This window comes from Candidatus Uabimicrobium helgolandensis (genome assembly GCF_041508025.1).
Taxonomy (GTDB): Bacteria; Planctomycetota; Uabimicrobiia; order Uabimicrobiales; family Uabimicrobiaceae; genus Uabimicrobium; species Uabimicrobium helgolandensis.
On the sequence record NZ_CP165719.1, the window covers coordinates 6,733,338 to 6,753,259 of the forward strand.

Sequence of the window (19,922 nt, forward strand, 5' to 3'; positions counted from 1 at the left end):
TTGAAAATCGCAAATACTAAAAGAGAGAAAATTATGGCGAAATACATCATTTTGTTTACTGTCTTTGTTTCTATTTTTCTTGGCGCACAAACAAATAACATCGATCCAAACCCAGAAATTGAAATAAAGGTTAGAGCAAGTACTCTGATTCCATTTTTAAATAGACTAGTTACTTTTACAGTAACAATACATAACCACTCATCTAAGACTTTACCAATAAAAATTTTCTACAAAATCCCAAGACACTTAGCATACGAATCTTCAAATCCACAAGGCAAGTATCACAAATACTCTCAACCATCAATCCGCGATCACCATTTTCGCTTAAAACGTCGAAATTCAATGACTTGGAAGGCAATCATTCTTAAAAAGAGTATTTACAAAATGACGGTAGTTCTACGAGCTATCCATGGTACTCCACGTGTAGAAAACACTTTTCATTTTTCCTCAGTTCACTTCCAAAAACAAGTTATTTCTGCCATTAGAATATTTGGATGAATTAGTCGCGCTCATCTAAGTATCGATGATACAGATGACCCTTGTACCGTTGGTACAAATACAGACTATGTTATTACAGCACGAAATGAAGGAACCGCTGCAAATACCAATGTGGCAATAATAAATGATCTACCTGTACAAATGAAATTGATTAATGTTAAAGCGCAAAATTCAAAGTATCAATATGATAGAAAAAATCATCGAATTTATTTCGAACCAGTTGCTATTCTTCAACCAGGAGATAAAATCGTTCACAGGATAAAATGCAAAGTTGTGTTAGAAGGTCGTTGTAAAAATATTGTGCGATTGAAATACGATCAGTTAAAAAGAGAAATCTTTGCCGAAGAACAAACGCTATCTTTTAACAAAAATATAGATTTTATGGTTCATCCAAATTCCACTTCATCGTCAGTCAAACAAACGACTTCTTTTCTTTTAACAATAAAAAATAAATCCGCAAAACCCATTGTTAATGCACAACTTCTATACAGGATACCAAAAGAACTCCAATATGTATTTTCAGAGCCGCAAGGTACCTATGTTATATCGAAATTTAGTAATACTGTTACCTGGAAATTCGATATCCCAAGGAAAGCAACTCGCCAGATAAAAGTGCAAGTATTAGCTTTGTCAGACACTTCTAGAAAAATAAATTCTACAACTAATAATCGCTTTCATCTTTCAGGTTTGGAAATAGACAGAGAAGTTATAACGTCACTAAAAATAAAGCCTGAAGTTTCCAAAAACGTTGTTGTCACAACATATGATCTAAGCGAACGTTGCGCAGTAGGTGAAAAAACAACCTATATCACTAGCGTCTACAATAAATCGAGATCTGCTATAACAAATATCAAACTACAAAATGACATTCCATCGCGCATGCAGTACATTCATTCAAATTTTTATGATGCGAGTGGTGATAAAATAAAATATCAATACAACGAAAAAAAACGCCGCATCTACTTTGATGCGATTGATAGTTTGCAAGTAGGAGAAGAAGTCATTTTTCATGTTACATGTCAAGCAACCGGCGCAGGGATAACCACAAATACAGTTCATTTGACCTACGATGGAATAAATAAAGAAATAATTTCCCAACAAGAAACTATTGTACACGACGATTAAAATTTAACAGATGTTTACGAAGGATATATGCAGCTCGACATTCCTAATTCAAAACTATTTAAAGCAGAGTGTTAAATGAATCTATTAAAAAATCGCTATAAATTTGAAAAAATTTTGGGGCAAGGTGGAATGGGAAAAGTATATCTATGTTTAGATATACAAACAAACCAACTTGTTGCAGTGAAGCAGTGCATTCCTCCAAAAGAAAATACGTCTGAGTCAGTGGAGCGTATCCGTCGCGAGTATTATTTTCTAACAAAAATTCGTCACCCTAACCTCGTTTACGGAATAGATTTCTTTGAATCACAAAATCATTATTTTATTGTAATGGAATACGTTGAAGGAATAACATTACAACAATTGATACTTGAGCGTAAAAATACGATTAATTTTGAAAAGCAACTAGAGATAGCAAAACAAATATGTGGTGCTATAAGCGTTCTAAATGAAAATGGAGTTATTCACCGCGATTTAAAACCTGCAAATATAATGCTAAAAGGTAAAAAGTTAGTTCCAAAAATATTAGACCTCGGAATAGCAAAATCGATAAATAGAGAATTGGTAACAATTACTAATTCAGAGATGATCATAGGAACACCAGAATACATGGCTCCTGAACAAATGGAGGACGAATTAGAAATTGGAAAAAATACCGATGTTTTTGCACTTGGAGTAATATTTCATCAGTTTTTTTCTTGGTCAGAGTCTTCTCCTTTTTACGCTGGGCATTCCATCTCAACTATGGATAAAATTGTTCATTTTTCTCCTCCAATTTTGGACCTAACAGGCAAGTGGGATTACATTTCGCAGATTATAAACAGAGCTCTCGAAAAAGATCCGAGCAAAAGAATTACTTCTGTAACAAAAATGCTACGTGCTATGGAAAATTCTTCTAAATCTACCAAAAAAAGATCTACTGCAGTACCTAAAAAATTTCATAAAAACAACAAAAATGCGATAAAAAAACTTCGAATTATTATCTTAGGTTTTACATTTTTAGTGGTTTTAATCCTTCTATTAATTCGCGCAAGTCGAGCCAATGAACAACATAATCAAAATCAAGTTTTTACCATAAAAGAAACGAAGCAACAAATAAATTTGCTTTTCAAACAAGGACAACAATATTCAAAACAGAATAAATTTGAGCTAGCAATTGAAAAGTTCTCTTCTATAATAAAAAAAGACCCTAAATATATAAATGCTTATATGCTAAGAGCTATAGCTTACGATGCGTTGCAAAAAAACGACTTGGCTCTAAACGACTATGAAAAAGTTATAGAACTTAATCCACAGTTTCCAAAAGTTTACAATAATCGCGGGAATATTTATCATCATTTAGGTAAATATCGCGAAGCCTTAGCTGATTATAACAAAGCTATAGAACTGAATCCGCAATACTCACGAGCATACGCAAATCGCGGTATTCTTTATAGTTATTTAAAAAAACACAGCAAAGTTTTTACTAATTTAGACAAAGCTATAAAATTCGCTCCTCAAAACCCAAAGCTGTATAATACCAGAGCAAAATTGTATCAAAACGTAAGAAAATATAAAGAAGCTCTAATGGATGTTAATAAAGCGCTAGAACTTAACCCTAAAAATGCAGATTTTTATAGTACACGTGGGGTTGTTTATGCTGATATGCGAAATATAAGTAAATCTTTAGAAAATTACAACAAAGCCATAGAGCTCAATCCTTACAATTCTAGTTATTACTTTAATAGAGGAGGAATTTTTTATTATGATTTACGAAAATACAGCCAAGCATTAAAAGATTATAATAAAGCCATTGAACTCAAATCTAATAACTTCGACTACTATTACAATAGAGGAAATTTGCTTTACAGCAATTTGCAAAAACCTCAAGAGGCTTTAGCTGATTTTAATAAGGTAATAGAGCTTAGTCCTGCAAATGCAAATGCTTATAGTGCCCGTGGGATTGTATATTATAATCTCAAAAAACACAATTTTGCTTTGGCAGATTACAATAAGGCCATTGATCTTGATCCTAAAGATCCAAACTTTTTTTATAATCGTGGTGTTTTCTATAAAGACTTTAAAAAATACCAAGAGGCTCTAGTAGACATGAACAAAGTTATTGACCTTGATCCTAAATATTTAAGAGGTTATCTAACGCGTGGAACCATTTATGCTAAGCAAAAAAAATATGATAAAGCAATTAGCAATTACAATAAAATATTGATTATTGCTCCCAACACACCAGAAGCGCATCAAGGTTTGTTCATAACTTACAAAAATACAGGAAAGAATAAAAAAGCAGAATATCACCTGCAAAAATATCGAGATCTTAAAAAACCATGACCTGCAAAGCCAAAATATAATAAACCCAACGAAAGTCAGGGTGTGCCATCCACTAATATTTTCAATTTAAAAACACGTGACCTTCACCATAGCCAATAAACTTCTAAGTAAACAAATCAAGCAAATTCTTGACACTCATTGGATAAAATTTACCACCACGACTTGTAAGTACACCATATTCGTTTAACTTATTTGCTATATATCTGTATGACTTACCATCTTTTCTCATATCACTCGCCTGCTTATATGCATTCAGATTTGCAACTTGGGCTTTTTGTTTTCTAACTTGGCATCCTTTCATCTTTGCAGCGTGAGTAAGATTTTCGGGATTGCCTAATTTAAAGCCTTGTTTTTTCTTTATATCGAGGGCTTTTTTTGTCCGCTCACTTATCCGTTTTGTATCTCTTTGAATCATCTCTACATAGAAAAAAAATTCTAGTTTAGACATAGTCGGGCTTTCAATTACTAGTAGATCTTTTCGTTTGTTATTGACTAACTTTTCTCTTATATCTACGAGATGCTTTTTTTTCGTCCGAGTCGATCAAGTTTTGCAATTACTAACGTATACCCATATTGTGCGCATAAGCAAATTGCTTTTTCTAATAACGGTCTTTTTTTGTTTTTTGCACTTTCTCGCTCCACAAATGATTCAATAATATTGCCAATACCAACGTAATGCTCCACATGATCTTTCTGCTCTTTTAGTTCCAAGTCATTTTTATTTTTTATTGATACTCTGTAATACGCAATATATTTTGTCACTTGGTTTCTCCCTATTTTTAAAACGCTTGTATAAAAACAAAGCCTATCGTTTTTATTGTTATATATTTTTTCAAAGCAGATTATAATAACGATTAAATCCATTCCGTATAGCTCTTAAACTACTATCATTACTAATTTAAACTACATCCTTCTTTATTCTATAAGTGTATAATTACTTAAAACTATCGCTTTGTTATTATACAAATCGGTATTTTTTGGTATGATTGAATGAAAAGAATAAGCACTTATCAACGAAAGGAGAGCTAAACGTGAAAAAAATAGCTATTATTTTTATAATATTTTTTTCTTTAGTTATAGCCGAAGAGATTGAGGTTACTACATGGAACTTAGGTAACTTTGGCGCAACTAAGTTAGAAAATCAAGATGTGATGGATAAAGTAGTCACTGTTCTCGAAGACAGCGATGTTATTTGCCTCCAAGAAATTAATCAAATTGTCGATGTGAGAGGTGATAATCGAAATTCCGCTGAAATTTTAAAAGATCAGTTATCCCAAAAAACAGGAGTTGAGTGGAAACTTACTCTTAGCGGTGTAACTGGTGAAGGTGGAAAAAAAGAGCGCTATGCTTTTCTTTGGAAAGACGGTCTAGGTAAACTTGTCAATTCTGAAATCGTTCGTTTTAATAGCGAAGCTCTACAAACAGAAAGAGGTTACTTTTCTGTTAACTTTGATTTTCGTGGTGTGCCCATTCGCATGGTAAGTCTTCATGCTAAAGCCTCTGGAAGAGTTGCAGAACGAAAACTGCAATGGGAAGAAATGGCAAATGATTTTATTAATTTGCCACAAGCAACAAAGCTTTTAGTAATGGGTGATTTGAATATGGAACACAACAATAATTTTGAAAGAAATTTTAGTCCATTTTTCGATCTACAACTAGAAACAGCTCTAAGAAAAGGTGATTTAACAACATTAAAAAAAGACACGGTTGTTGACGGTGTTTTTCTTGCAAAGCAAGTGGACTATGTTTTCTCAAAAAACGTAGCCATTAATAGTGCAAATACCGAAGATTTTGTCGATAAATTTTTTCGATTTGGAGACGATGTTGATATCGCCGAAGCAAATAAAGTAAGCGACCACCTCCCTGTTTCTGTAAAATTTGACATTCCTGACGATTTCCCCGAAACCTTTAAGCTCGCTACATGGCGCGTTAGAAGTTTTAGTAGTTCGAGTAGAGACGACCGCGAAATGCTCTTTATAAAAAGAGTTGCACAAAAATATGACTTCCTCGTTATGCAAGACATTAAAGACGAAGAAGCCGTAGAAAGACTTGTTGAAAAGCTAAATCAAGCAGGTAAAGAGTATAAATTTGAAGTAAAGCTGCCGTACTGCTTTTTATGGAATAGTAAATTTATAAAACAACTGCAACCTGCTCGTTTTATTCAATCGTCTTCTTTTCAAAGAAGACCACTTTTTTCGAGCTTTAAAGCTGGGAATTTTGATTTTGTAGTATTAACACACCATACAACAACAAGGTCACTGACAGAAAGAAAAGCAGAAGTACGACTTTTATCAGACGCCTTCAAAGAGGTCCAACGGAATTTTCCAAACGAACAAGACATACTTCTCGCAGGTTGTTTCAATAGACCACCACGATTTTCTGAGTGGGATGAACTATTTGAAATACCTGGTATGTCTGCTGCATTTAGAAAGCCCGTAAAAACGACAATATCTGATACTGATGTATCAGATAATTTCTTTTTCTTGGAAGACAATCTTGGCGAGCTAGGTATCCTCGAAGTTGATAAATTCGATGAAGAAATCTTTCGCAACGATGATAGAGAAGCAAGTCGAGTTGTTTCAGGAAATCGTCCGTGTTTTCTTGAACTAGACACCACAGATGATGATTAAGTATTTCACTGTGTAGAATAAAAGGCGAGAGTTTGACAAGCTCTCGCTGCCTTATATCATATCATAACCTCTGACAAAACAGAGATTACTTTACAAAAAAAAGACAGAATTATGACTAAGAAATTACTCGCTGATGACACTACTGTGATATGGAAATGCTATAATTGTAACACATTCGTAAAAGGCTTGGAATTTGCAGTAGCAAATTGACGGTGGCTATCAAAAGATAGCCACTTATTTTTTTGCCATTATTTATTTAGAAAACTAACCACACCACGAATAATTGCTTGCGCTTGCTTTTGTTGAAATGTTTTATCAAGAAGTTGCGCTTCATCGTATGGATTACTCATGAAACCTTGTTCAACTAAAACCGCTGGTATATGAGTATTACGCAGTGGGTAATAATTAAAATTACCTACGACACCGAACTCTTCCCATCCAAGACCTAAAAGTTGATCGTAGATCGATTTTGCCAATGCAAAGTTATGCGCGCCTTTATAAAATGTGCACACTCCTGAAATGCGTAAAAATCCTTTTTTTGTTGCTGTAGCATTAGCATGCATAGAAATTAACAGTTGCGCTTTTTCCGCAATCGCTTTTTCTACACGCTCTTTATGAGATGGATTTGTATCTCTATATCTTAAAAGAACGACATTTACACCGCGTTTTTCTAACTCTTGTTGCAATATATCTACAGCTTTGATATTTACATTTTTTTCTTTGGCATTAGAAACACCAACGGCTCCGGTGTTAGAACCTCCATGACCAGCTTCTAAAGCGATAGTTAATCCCTTTAGGGGATTTGTGCTGTCTAGTTTTGGAGCGCGTTTTATAAAAATAGATATTCCATTTTCATCGCGTTTGTGCCAAAAACCCCAAATATTTTTGCTCTTAATTGGTATAGAGAGTTGATACCAACCTTGCTGAATTTGTTTACCAGTTATTTCTCCCACAACTTTAGTAGTGTTGCGATGTGAGAACCAAGTGGTTGCGTTGTGTGTTGCGTAGAAATTTACGACAATCGCATTGTTTGGTGAAGTTTTTGACTCAAGAGCATAAACGACTTTAGTTGGCATAGGAATGCGCACAACATCGTAGTTTCGTTCGCCATATGCGTTGCAATAAGTAAAAAAACCTTGTGGAGCAGACATTTCACTGTTGAAAAGAGCAACGTCTGTTTTTTTTACCCAGCCATTCAAACTGTGTGCTAGCTTCACTTCGTAAAAATTACCTTCTTCACCTGTAAGTTCCAATACTGTATCTTTGGATACTTCGGCGATAAATGGTCCTCCTAGTCTTACATAATGTGTTCCATGGGTAATCCCTACTTTATCCCCCACAGTACGAGCCATGCGACTTTCTGACCATTTTTGGCGCTTAATGATTTTTATTTTTTTAGCGATTTTTGCTATTGCAGCTGCTGGCTCAATTTCCAAAGTACGTTGGTATTTTTTTCCTGATGGAGTTGTTGTCTCAATAACAATTTCATTTGTACCTTTTTTAAGAGCAATGTTATCATATGCAAACATACCATTGATATTTACTTGAACTTTATCACCATTTACAGTAACGACATTTTGCGGTGAGGTTCTTGCAAGAATATGGCAATGATCTCCATTGTTGTGAATTTTCCATATGTGGATAGCAGGAATCTCTACTTTCGAAGTATTCACAGTGAAATCCAAAGTACGCACTTCACCTTTTTTCAAGGCAATTTCCAACTTTTGAGTTTTATCATTGTGATAAGTAACGACAAATTCAACTTTTCCGCTAGGAACATTAAGGAAAGCAAAACGACCGTCTGTTCCAGAAGTCCATGTTCTTAATTTTTTTCCATCACTGTACAGTGAAATCCAAGCATCGGTGATTGCTTGACCTTTACTGTTAGTAACTTTTCCTAAAACCATAGCGTTTTTGTGCGTTGGATTTTTCAATTGTGGAACAGAAACTTTTTCTTGGTATACCTTTTCTTTTAGAAGCGCAAAAGCACCTTTTTGATCCGCTGATTCGTAAGAAAAGATAACTGTACCCGATAGTTTTTGCTTACGGCTTTCAATAACTTGAGCGACATTTTCACTTGGAGGCCAGCCTTCTCCATATAAACGTTGCCCGCCAGCAAAACGTTTTTCTCCAACACCTCGTGCAAAATCTTTTGTTAATTCTTGGTAATTTGGCTTAGGATCTGCCATGTTCCAATAGATCATTGGCACTAGAATATCCATCATTCCACCTTTAATCCATGACCAAGAGTCTTGGAAATAATCGTGATAACCACTACTAAAAGTGTCATAACCTTCGACATGATAGCGACTGTATATTCCCCAAGCAGCACATGAGATAATCACTTTTGGTTTAATAGCTGTGACTTCTGCATATACATCGTTGATAAATTTATTTAATTGCTCGCATTGCCAATTTTGCCAGTCATGTTGATTTGGGTTACCATGCCCACGAAAGCGACTAGTACTTGCCTTATCATGACTGTATTGTGGACCAGGGTAACGAATGCGATCAAGATGCAAACCATCAATATCATAGCGCGTAACTAAATCGCGGATAACTTTGCGTAGATATTCTTGTACCTTTGGGTTTCCCATCGAAAAGTAGTAGTAAGCCGCTGCCTTCGCGTCCATTACTTTGCCATCTTCATCAATACATACCCATGGGTCTTTAGAATTAGGCCCATGTTTGTAAAAAATGTGGTTTTTATTTTGCGGTGGTTTTCTATCAACCCACAACACCATAGGTACTGGATTAATATAAGCGTGAAATTGAATACCATGTTTACGTGCTTGTTTGATAGCAAACTCTAGTGGATCAAAGCCAGGATCTTTACCACCTATTAATTCAGACCATGGTTCTAATTCACTTGGATATAATACATCTGCTTCACCGCGGATTTGAAAAAAAACAGCGTTAAAATTTGCTTTCGCCATATCTTCAAAGCATTTTTGTATTTTCGCGCGACATTTTTGAGGGTCTTTATCCGGCCATTCAAAACGCGTAACCCACAAACCTCTTAACTCTTCATTTTCACTCACCAACATTGGCAAGCACAATAAACATATTAACAGTACACTAATTAATTTAATCATAATTAACAACCTAAAGTATGGAATACCCATCCTGATTTGAAAAACTTGTATTTCTTGTTTTTTGGTGCTATAAACATAGTAGTGATCTATCTAGTCACTGCTCATCATGATAACAAAAAGCCCATCTTCTCGCAAATTCAAAGATCGATATTTCAAGGAGCAACAAATGAAGGCTATTGTAACTGTCGTTAGCTGTCGAAACTCACATTTTGTCAGTAAAAACAACTCCCCACTAATTTCTCTTATTACCGGACTTGGTGTTGAAGGAGATGCTCATATGGGAACAACAGTAAAGCATCGTTCGCGTGTTGCGAAAGACCCAACACAACCAAATTTGCGCCAAGTACATTTGATTCATAATGAATTATACGATGAGTTAAAGGAAAAAGGATTCGAAGTTAGTCCAGGACAAATGGGAGAAAATATAACCACGCGCAACGTTGCTCTTTTAAAACTCCCTACAGGAACAAAACTTTATTTAGGAGAGTCCGCCATAGTTGAAATAACTGGATTAAGAAATCCTTGTAATCAATTGAATCAGCTACAGGAAGGCTTGATGAATGCTGTTTTAGATAAAGATAAGGAAGGTAATTTAATTCGTAAAGCTGGAATTATGGGAATTGTTATTGCCGGAGGAATTGTTAAACCAGATGATATAATAAAAGTCGAATTACCCGAAAAGCCACATAAACCATTAATGCCGGTGTAATACTGAACGTTGCATGTGGCAAAAGCGTTACCAAGCATGCAACGTTCAAGATAACGAGAGCGTTGATCTTTTTTGTATAAAGTACAAGGAAGATCAATCTAATTACTTTATTTTTCTCGCGTTTTATACACACGTACATAGTCAAAATATACATGATCGGGAAGTACCGCTTTTGTAATATCTCCTGTCCACTCTGCAACCTCTGTGCTGAGAATAATATATTGATGGATATGAGAAACCGCTGTTTTTGTTCTCCATGTTTCTTTTCCATCTACATAAAAAATATAGTGCTCTTTTGTCCACTCAACTCCTACTGTGTGCCACCCAGTACTTATCGGTATTTTCGGATGGCGTGGTCGCCCTTCTCTTTTATGGTGCTTGCCGTAACCGTTCCAGTGAATTCCTTGTAGAAGTTGTCCACCATTAGTAGTAAGGTATTCAAATATATCAACCTCTACTCCTGATTTATGCGGATTATCGGTATACATACTTATTTTAGGAGACATTAACCAAAATGTTGGCCAATGACCTTGCTGAGTCTGAAATTTTACACGACATTCATAATAGCCAAATCGGTGTTCAAATTTTTTGTGAGTGCTAATCATACCTGTATAATAATTAGTTCCATTTTTACTTGTTGTAATAATTAGCTGTCCTTTACCATTTAGTTTTACTGCCTCGACAACATTCATGCCACCTTTTCTTTTGCCAAGACCACGGTAACTCCATTTTCCTAAATCTAACTTTGTACCATCAAACTCATCTTGCCATATCAAGTTGCTATTTTTCGGTGAATGAATGATTTGAGAATATGTAGTGCTTATTTTCGAACCGCATAACTGCAATAACCATTTTTGCGCATCATTTTCACGTGGTTGGGCGTGACAAACTGCTCCATAGCGTTTCTTGTTGGCATAAAAAACATCCAGACAATGTCCGCTAAATTTGGATGTGAGAGTGTAGTACCCCTTGTATTCGCTAGGTTGAATGAGCCATTTTTGTAAGTCAGAATTATCGGGTTTTGCATGACATAGTGGTCCACCATCAATTCTGTTGCCCGCAAAAACTTCCAAACGGTAGCCACTAAACTTAGATGTTAATGTGTAATATCCGGGCTCTTCCTGTACAGGAGAAATTAACCATTGTTGTGTGATAACTTTACTGTTTTTATCTTGGCAAATTGGACCTTTGTTTGTTTTGTTTTTCGCAAATATCGTTAGCGCGTAGCCGCTAGATTTAGCAGTAAGAGTGTAATAAGCTTGTGCAATCTGTTCGCCAAAACAGCAACAGTGAGCGATAATAAGTATTAATAAATACTTCATTGTATTCTCTTTCAGAATAGTTATATTTTACATATGTTGATATTCGAATAGAAATTGTAGTCTATCTCACTAAGTGCTATCTTGGTTGTTATGTTAAATGTCGATAAGCTGTAATAACTTATTCAATCGATAACACTTTTGTTAGTCAAGTACATTGACGAACAGAAAATAAAATAGTTTAGAGTGGGTCATTAATTTTGAAAATACAATTTTATTTGTGTTTTGTAGGTGTGGCATGTCGTAATCGTTGAGATCAATAGGGAAGTGAGGTACTAGAAATTTTCTGTATATCAGTAAATAAAAGAGCATATCGAATAAATTATAGATTCGTAGATATTACATTTATTCAACTCAATTAAACGGTTATAGTCGCGTTTAATTGAATTAAGTAAAGCTATCTATTTTTCTCTTTAAAACGATTATGCATCGCTGGAGTCAGGGTCACTTAGAAAGTTTTCCGAAATAGGCTCGATACTACTCACAGTATTACAATATAAGACAATGATATTTTAACGACATCTGTTATTCTCACGTCCTAATTGCGGTATTTTTTTATTTCTTTTTCTAAAGCTAAGAGTTCTTCAGTTCTATGGGATTGAGGATCAATGGCAAGTGCATTTTGAATAGCCTCGACAGTCAAATCCCAATAAATTTTTGCCTTGAGTAAGTGTTGTTGTTTTTTTTGTTGTGAAGTAACTAAAGACTTTTGGTAACTTTCCATTCCTTGGCTGTGATATATATGAGCTTGTGCTTCGTAAACTTTGTACTTTTCGTTTGCGACCATCTTTTCTATATTGGCAAAGGAAAACCAAACTAGAGCCAAGAACAAAAATCCTATTATTAGATAATCTACGGTTTGGAGATAGTGAAGCCGTAGCTTTGTTTTCTTACATATTTTTTCAAAAAATGTGTCTTTGTAAGCAATCATTTCACTATCATTTAGATAAGCATTTATATCTTGTAGTAACCGTTTGGTGTTGCTATATCGTTGATTTCGATCTTTTTCTAACGCTTTTTGTGCTATAGAAACAAGACGACGATTTAATTTGTTTTTGATATCTTTTTGGGAAAAGTCAATTGGATCGTTGATCGTTTGCATAAGCAAAGCCATAGGAGACATTCCATCGTATGCAGGACGCAGGTATATCATTTCGTAAAGAATTGCACCAAGACCAAAAATGTCAGCACGAATGTCGACTTGTTCTCCTCTGCATTGTTCGGGAGGCATATAACCGGGAGTTCCGACCATTTCTTGCGGATTACTCTTCGCATTTATTGTGCGATTTTTAGCGATACCCCAGTCCAATAAATATACTTGACCATGTGACGCGATCATCACATTATCTGGCTTTAAATCACGGTGGATAATTTTGCGATCGTGGGCATAACTTATTGCCTGACAAATTTTTTCAAAGATAAGTAATCGCTCATTTATTGGCCAACATTTTTGACTCCGTTTTACTTCATCAATTACTTCATGAAGAGTTTGTCCTTCAACGTGTTTCATAATCAAATGTAAATTACCATTATCCTCCATAATATCGTAAATTGGTACGATATTTGGATGTTCTAACTGCGAAGTAATTTGCGCTTCCGTTAAAAACATTTCACGGTGAATTTTGTCGGTTTCTCTTTTTAGCGATTTCTGCACAACATTGCGTTGAAGAGTATTGTCTCCAATCAAATATATGCTTCCCATCCCTCCTTCAGCAATTTTTTTTAAACGTGAATAACGTTGGGATGGCGATTTAGATCTGGGATCGACTGTGGGTTTGGAGTTTCTGCGAATTGTAGGCTTGGGATTCGAACTAGCTTCGAAAAAAGATAGATCTAAGGTAGTTTTTTGTGGTTGTCCTACCGTGGATTTGCATTGTTGGCAAGGAAAGGGAATTTTGTGAAGGTCTACATTATACTTTTGTCCACAGAAACCACACTCTAAAGATAGTTTTTGCATGAATTTCTCCTAGATATAAATTAAAATTTTGAGCGGACTTTATTGTTCGCTCAAAATTTGATATTTACTACTTAATGAGTTTTTTCCATCTTTTATCTTTTGGAGATTTCTCTTTCCATTCTTTACTTATTTTTTTCAAAATAGACTTAGTTTTAGGATCTAAGTGGTTTTTTAATAGTAAGGCACTCTTATAAGCTTGATCAAATTCTTTTGTTTGAATAGAACTCAACGACAAGTATTGTAACAACTCTACGTCTTTTGCCGAAATTGCTAAACCTGTTTGCGCTTCTTCTAGTGATTTTTGGTAATTTTTATTTAGATAAAAGTTTTTTGCAAAAGAGCGATGTTTGTTAATTTTTTTGTATATCTCAAGTGTAAAATCCACTGGTTCTGAGAATGGAGAGAAAAACCCTTTCTCATTTTCAACACAAACACGTAAATAAAATATTCCATCTTTATCAGGGTGGTTTTGCAAAGAACCATTTGCCTTTTGTAGTTGGTCTTCAAACAAAAACAAATTAAACTCGTCGTCTACTGCACACTCCCAGTAATACGCTCCTGCTCCACTCACTCTTTCACTTTTTACAGAAATTGGAACTTGCGTAACATTACTCGCAGAATTGGGCATTTTGACTACTGGAGTAACTGGTAAATCAGAAGGTGCTCCAATTCCAGAAGAATCTACGACCACACCTTGCCCTTCATCAACTACTGCTAAATCTCCTTGATGTTCAACTTCTACTTCTCCGGAGAAAACAGAAACAATTGTCTTTTCTTCTACAAGACGAATATTTGCGTGAGCATTTAAGAGATTTACATTTCCTTGAGGAGTATTGACAATGATGTTTTCATTATTTTTTACTTCTAGAGAGCCCGTTGTTAACTCAACTTTTTTATTTTCTGTAAATACTACATTCGCTTGTGAGTTAAGCTTTATAACACCTCCGTTTGGCATTTGTAAAAAACATTTCGATCTTTCTTTTAAGCTAACCGACATTCCTTCGGGTACCTTATCTCCTACTTTCAAAGGTGTTTGCTCTTCATTCTCGATAAAAGCTCCTCCCATGAGATAAATCACTTTAATCTCACCGGAACTCTTTAAATAATTCATAGCACCGTAAGCCGCTACAGCTAAACATGCTAGTATAAATAATGGCTTTATTTTACTCATAAAAATATCCTAATAAATATTAGTGCAACTATTGTTAGGAATTTACATTCCCGTTTTTATGTGCTAGTATGCCTTTCTCCACTGGAGAAAAGACTAACACTTTATAAAAATTCCTTTGGAAACTATATCACAAATAAAGGCTTATCTCAAACTGTAAATCAAAGACCATATACATAAAGACAATTAGAATCTACTAGATTTTTTCAGTGTAAATCACGTATACTTGACGATTTCCTATAGCACTCGATAAAACGGTAGTCCCTACAAGAAGGGAAATTTTATGTTTCCAAGTAATACACTCCCTCCTCATTTAAAAAAACTAGATAAAGAATTTTTCGATATTCGCAGAGTTGATGAAAAAATAGGTAGCGCGCTAAAAAAGAGTCCTTTATTGCTATTACCAAAAAGAGATAGATTTTTCGATATTGTGCCAGTAGGTTTTAATTACACAATGTTGAGCTGTGTTTCTCCTCAATGGGCCGAAGAACTTCTCCTTATTAAAGTGAAACTAAAGATACTTTTTCAAACATATTATGAACTTGCGGATCTATCCCACAATTTACAACACTCTCAAAAAATTATATTACTAGAAGAATTATATAAACTTCCTTTGCTGGATAAACATGTAGATTCTAAGCGATTAAAAGGAGAAGAAGCCGAGATTTTAAATTTTTGCATAGACCTATGGCAGGAAATAATAAATTTTTTACCTAAATTACCATACTATCATGTATTTAAAAAATTCTTCTTTTTCGACGTCCAACAATTTTATATTGCAAATCGCTATTGGCAGCTGATTCGTAAATACCCTGAAATGTCAAACAAAGTGGAGAATCGTTCTTTTCTCTCGCACCATATGGGAATTGTTATTGGAGGTGTTCTTGACTTTATGGGAACAACAGAAGAATGTTTTGATGAGCTTGGAGCGATGAGAAATATTCTTTATAAAGCGCAAATAATTTGTCGCATTAGTAGAGTCCTCAATACTCTTCAGAGAAGTATTCTCCATGAAGATATTAGTAATGAAGTAATAGCAGTTGCCATAGAAAATATGTTACTCGCCACAGAAATTCGAGGAAAAAGCAACAAAGAACTCAAAGAAATATTTGCTCCTGTCATTGAGAAAATACATTTGGATATAGAAAAACTTTATCGAGAGATTTCAACATCTTCTATTACGAGTTTTTGTGTTTGCGACTTTGCTCGTGGATTGAAAGCTCTTCATCATCTTTTTAATCGTTTTTATGATACTGGAGAAGTACGCTATATTCACTGGGATGATGTAGACAAAATAGATATAGTTTAAAAACATAGAATGTTATAAACGCAAAATATTACTTTGGCTATTCTAAATAACCGCCAAAAGTATTACCTGTTCGCATTTTGTTCTTTTAATTTCGAGCTTTGCTCCTTAGTTACACAGCTGTAGCTGTGCTCTCGTCGCATCGCACCAGAAAATTAAAATCCTGTATTCAATGGGTAACTACTTTTGCTAGGTCACTTATTAAAATAGAAACAACGATTACTGGTATCCATGTTGAGAAAGTGAAATATACTATGTCTACACCTTTTAAACTCCCTCCACATATACAAAAACTAAGTAAAGATGAATTTGATCTACACCGAATTTCGAACGCAATTGCTGATCTTCTAAAGAAATATCCATTATTTAAAGATCGTAATCCCGCTCTCTTTTTGCGTTTTCTTCCTACCGGATATAGCTATGTTACCTTGTCCTGCGTCGCTCCTGAGTATGTAGAAGATCTTGTTACTGCAAAAACAAAAATTGGAATGTGGATTACTCTATATGATGATCTTGCTGACAATCCCAAATACCGAAATTTAAAGCTATTGGAAGAACTTTATAAAATTCCCAATCAAAATCAGCATATTGAATATACTAAATTAAACGAAGAAGAGAAAAAAATTGTGGAGCTATCTTTAGCCTTATGGGATGATATTTTTGCAACTATATCGAACCTTCCACATTACCAAAGATTCAAAGAATTCTTTGAATTCGATATCCAACAGTTTTATGTTGCTAATCGTTATAGTGAATTGGTAAGCGAATATCCAAAGATGGCAAACCAAACAGAAAATCGCATCTATTTATCATATAACATGGGAATGGTAATTGTGGGAATGATGGACTTAATGGGAATGCGAAATGGAGTGTTTGCAGAATTAGGAGCAATGCGCAATATTCTTTTTCAAGGACAAGTATTGGGACGTATTAGCAATGTATTAAACACTCTGGAAAGAGAGTTAAAGGAGGGAGACTTCACTAATGAGGTGATCAGTCTTGCCTTGCAAAATATGGATCTTAATCTCAATGACTTTGAAGAGCGAAGTAAACAAGAGTTAGAAGAGATCCTAAATCCTTTGGCTGAAAAATTACTTGAAGAAAGAAAAAAACTCTACCAAGAAATCCGCGAAATTTCTATAAAAACATTTGATGTAGATACCTTTGTTTCAGGGTTACAATCTTTACATGAACTCCATGAAAATATGAAAAGCAAAATTTAAAGTACAATAGATTTATTTTTTCGACACTCATCAAGAGCACAAGTAAAAATTCTTTTAGCTCTTATATTGAGATCATCGCGCCCAACAAGTTCTTCTAGCTTTTTTTCATTATACGGCTGGATAATTTGCAACCATAGATTTTGTATTTCTTCTTGTTCATAGTTCCAAGGATGCTCATAGTGTTCAGCTATTGTTTTCAATGGAAATTTAAATATTATTTGGTCAAGTTCAAGAAATAAAAGGCTAAGATTTCTTGGTTTCATTGCCCATTTCCAATCCTGAAAACGATTTCAAAGCTTTTAACCAAACAAAGAAGTATTTGTTATAACTCGCCAAAAATTCTGTTTTTTTACTAGGGCGTGTCATCATTCAATACAGATAAAAATATAACGGATTCATTTAATGATACGCCAGTAGTATCGAGCCCGAGCCCGTTTGCGAGCCCGCGCCCGAAAACTTTTTGAGAGCAACAGAAAGTGATTTATTGGTTCAATACTAGTTTTTTGCGATGGAAAAAGAAACTTTGCTTCTTTGATAAATTGTTAGTGAAAGTTTCGGAAATGGGCTCGCAAACGGGCTCGGGCTCGAAAAAACACACAATATTTTGAATGATAACACGCCCTAGAAAGTTTTTGGAAACGGCTCGATACTGCTCGCAATATCAGAATATAAAACAAAATAATAAGTTTCTGTTAGTCACTATAACTTATATATTATTTACCTCAAATATTTACAGAGTATGTTATCTCGCGTTAAATGTGAGATAACATACTCTGTTTATTTGCTTAACGCATATATTAACAACTATTTATCTTCTATCATTTGCTATTACCAGCAATTTCCAGAATTTGGCAGTTTAGTATAGCTTTTGTATTTCCAATTGCGTTTTCCCTTTGGAGATAGTATGCCTAAATGAATAGTTACTCCACCAAGCCCTATAGATAGCTGCAAATCACTGCTCCAATAATTCGCGCATAGATAACCTTGTGCTTTGGCGCGGCTTTTGGCAGATCGAAAATCAAGATCTACAGCGAAAGCCTGTACATGGTCACTCCCTTTAGCACCACCAACTTTTTCATTGTAGCATGAGGGTCTCCACCAATTACGCATTTTTACAGGCTCATTTACTAGCGCACGTAATTTATCTGCAAGTAAAGCAAGGGCAGCGCCTTTGGCCCAATCACCATGCGATGGCAAGAGATTGTTAAATCCGCATTGTCTAGCTATATCTGGATGGTTTGGTCTTGTCATTTCTTTTGCGGAAAAATATCTCACTCCAACAGCATCAAGATACATTTGAAATCCATCCACTGTTTTAGGAAACATTGTTGGTTTTACTACACTACCACCTAGTTTTCTAATAACATTTTCAAATGAATTAGCACTGATTGTAGCTGGAGTATTTAAAATTTCGTTGTGCACTTTAAATGCTACAATGTTAGTAGGATTTTCTGCTGTTTCTTGGCTTCCTAAAATATCACCATTTGGAGACATGAAGTAAACTCGGTTGCTTGCAGATGTGCTAATGGCAAATATACCTTTATTTTTGTCCTTACCATCAGGCAAGAAACTTACTGCTAATGTTCCAGTTCCTTTTTGCCCAAAGGAATCGAACAATTCAACATGTTTAATTTCTTTACCTCTTCTCAAAATGATTATACTTGAACCAGAGGAATCATTTTGCGAATTTGTGACGACAAATGAGCCAGCACCATAAGTAAGGCCCTTGAGGAATTTATGTCCTGTATATATAGCATTTTGTCCATCTACAACTGTTTTACCAGTATTAAAATTGGCTGGTACTCCTTCACTATTGAATACAGACACTGAAGCGTTTTGTGGGTTTGTAACCAAAAATACATCATCACCAAAAACAATTTCTTTCGCCCCAAATCCTACGAAACTTTTGCGAGCAGGCAAAGAAATTTCCATGGTTTCGCCTTCTCTATAGACTAGTGTTTGTAGGGTTGTGTTCTGTGCATGGTTATTCTTAGATAAAGTAGTCAAATCGCGAACGTTAGGGTTTTTGAAAAAATAAACATCGCCATCAAAACTAGTAACAGCAAACAATCCATTACCAAAACTAACATTACCCGCTTTACGAGAAATAGTTATGTGTCCTCTATATTGACCATGTTCATCGATAAAGAAAAGCCCTTTATTACGAGATAGTACAGCAAACTCTCCATCATGAAATGTTATAGATTGAATCAGGTCTCCAGCAGCAATACCTTCCTTAATGATTTTCCCCGAACGGTTGATTAAATCAACTTGTCCTTGCTTCATTTGGGCTACTGCTAATATAGACCGGGCTTCATTACTCGCTAAACTTCTAATGCGAACATCCTTTTTTAGAAATAAAGCTTTGTTTTTTCCCAACTCTATAGGAAATGTATGTAAACTAATTTTGTGCGAACTACTACTACTAACAGCAAATACATCAACTAGATTTTCTTCTGCTGTAACGCAACAATCTTCTGCCACACCACAAATTTCTTGTGCGGTGATACAGTTAATAATACCAACTAAAACTACAATCGCGATTTTAATCGTATTTTTCATTTTTACCT

General features: G+C 34.9%; 15 protein-coding genes. 7 read left to right on the forward strand and 8 right to left on the reverse strand.

Features of this window, described 5'->3' with window-relative positions; translation table 11 throughout:
* The first annotated feature begins 33 nt into the window (after window positions 1–33).
* The 3 genes from UABHE_RS25025 (at window position 34) to UABHE_RS25035 (ending at window position 3,945) form a co-directional block, all read left to right on the forward strand.
* Window positions 34–498 (forward strand): hypothetical protein, encoded by a 465-nt coding sequence (locus UABHE_RS25025; protein ID WP_372366040.1) that lies wholly within the window; start codon window positions 34–36, stop codon window positions 496–498.
* 21 nt (window positions 499–519) lie between these two features.
* Window positions 520–1,623 (forward strand): hypothetical protein, encoded by a 1,104-nt coding sequence (locus tag UABHE_RS25030; RefSeq protein ID WP_372371678.1) that lies wholly within the window; start codon window positions 520–522, stop codon window positions 1,621–1,623.
* Between the two features lie 75 nt (window positions 1,624–1,698).
* A complete protein-coding gene (locus tag UABHE_RS25035; RefSeq protein WP_372366041.1) occupies window positions 1,699–3,945 on the forward strand; it encodes a tetratricopeptide repeat protein in 2,247 nt (748 codons plus the stop codon).
* Between the two features lie 103 nt (window positions 3,946–4,048).
* Here the strand turns inward: UABHE_RS25035 and UABHE_RS25040 are convergent, their stop codons facing one another.
* Window positions 4,049–4,393 carry a recombinase family protein gene (locus tag UABHE_RS25040; RefSeq protein ID WP_372366042.1) on the reverse strand — a complete coding sequence of 115 codons (345 nt, stop codon included), beginning with the start codon at window positions 4,391–4,393 and terminating at the stop codon, window positions 4,049–4,051.
* Between the two features lie 62 nt (window positions 4,394–4,455).
* Window positions 4,456–4,707 (reverse strand): recombinase family protein, encoded by a 252-nt coding sequence (locus UABHE_RS25045; protein WP_372366043.1) that lies wholly within the window; start codon window positions 4,705–4,707, stop codon window positions 4,456–4,458.
* Window positions 4,708–4,976: 269 nt separating this feature from the next.
* Here UABHE_RS25045 and UABHE_RS25050 point away from each other — a divergent pair, with 269 nt between their 5' ends.
* Complete coding sequence (locus tag UABHE_RS25050) at window positions 4,977–6,575, forward strand: endonuclease/exonuclease/phosphatase family protein (protein WP_372366044.1); 1,599 nt, start codon at window positions 4,977–4,979, stop codon at window positions 6,573–6,575.
* Between the two features lie 248 nt (window positions 6,576–6,823).
* Here the strand turns inward: UABHE_RS25050 and UABHE_RS25055 are convergent, their stop codons facing one another.
* Complete coding sequence (locus UABHE_RS25055; RefSeq protein WP_372366045.1) at window positions 6,824–9,670, reverse strand: family 10 glycosylhydrolase; 2,847 nt, start codon at window positions 9,668–9,670, stop codon at window positions 6,824–6,826.
* Between the two features lie 166 nt (window positions 9,671–9,836).
* On the opposite strand from UABHE_RS25055, the gene UABHE_RS25060 reads away from it, so the two are divergent.
* Window positions 9,837–10,379: an MOSC domain-containing protein gene (locus UABHE_RS25060; protein WP_372366046.1), complete on the forward strand. Its 543-nt coding sequence runs from the start codon at window positions 9,837–9,839 to the stop codon at window positions 10,377–10,379.
* A 107-nt stretch (window positions 10,380–10,486) separates the two neighbouring features.
* Here the strand turns inward: UABHE_RS25060 and UABHE_RS25065 are convergent, their stop codons facing one another.
* The 3 genes from UABHE_RS25065 to UABHE_RS25075 all read right to left on the reverse strand — a co-directional run bounded on the left by UABHE_RS25065 (window position 10,487) and on the right by UABHE_RS25075 (window position 14,826).
* On the reverse strand, window positions 10,487–11,701 hold the full coding sequence (locus UABHE_RS25065) for a family 16 glycosylhydrolase (RefSeq protein ID WP_372366047.1): 1,215 nt from the start codon (window positions 11,699–11,701) through the stop codon (window positions 10,487–10,489).
* 535 nt (window positions 11,702–12,236) lie between these two features.
* On the reverse strand, window positions 12,237–13,655 hold the full coding sequence (locus UABHE_RS25070) for a serine/threonine protein kinase (protein WP_372366048.1): 1,419 nt from the start codon (window positions 13,653–13,655) through the stop codon (window positions 12,237–12,239).
* A 67-nt stretch (window positions 13,656–13,722) separates the two neighbouring features.
* Window positions 13,723–14,826: a FecR domain-containing protein gene (locus UABHE_RS25075; RefSeq protein ID WP_372366049.1), complete on the reverse strand. Its 1,104-nt coding sequence runs from the start codon at window positions 14,824–14,826 to the stop codon at window positions 13,723–13,725.
* Between the two features lie 280 nt (window positions 14,827–15,106).
* On the opposite strand from UABHE_RS25075, the gene UABHE_RS25080 reads away from it, so the two are divergent.
* Window positions 15,107–16,132 carry a hypothetical protein gene (locus UABHE_RS25080; RefSeq protein WP_372366050.1) on the forward strand — a complete coding sequence of 342 codons (1,026 nt, stop codon included), beginning with the start codon at window positions 15,107–15,109 and terminating at the stop codon, window positions 16,130–16,132.
* Window positions 16,133–16,383: 251 nt separating this feature from the next.
* Complete coding sequence (locus tag UABHE_RS25085) at window positions 16,384–17,352, forward strand: hypothetical protein (RefSeq protein WP_372366051.1); 969 nt, start codon at window positions 16,384–16,386, stop codon at window positions 17,350–17,352.
* Here the strand turns inward: UABHE_RS25085 and UABHE_RS25090 are convergent.
* Together UABHE_RS25090 and UABHE_RS25095 are read right to left on the reverse strand one after the other, a co-directional pair.
* Window positions 17,349–17,615 carry a hypothetical protein gene (locus UABHE_RS25090; protein WP_372366052.1) on the reverse strand — a complete coding sequence of 89 codons (267 nt, stop codon included), beginning with the start codon at window positions 17,613–17,615 and terminating at the stop codon, window positions 17,349–17,351. The two genes, UABHE_RS25085 and UABHE_RS25090, sit on opposite strands and share 4 nt — an antisense overlap.
* A gap of 565 nt (window positions 17,616–18,180) precedes the next feature.
* Window positions 18,181–19,914, reverse strand: coding sequence for a D-Ala-D-Ala carboxypeptidase family metallohydrolase (locus UABHE_RS25095; protein ID WP_372366053.1), 1,734 nt, complete (start codon window positions 19,912–19,914; stop codon window positions 18,181–18,183).
* Window positions 19,915–19,922: the final 8 nt, after the last annotated feature.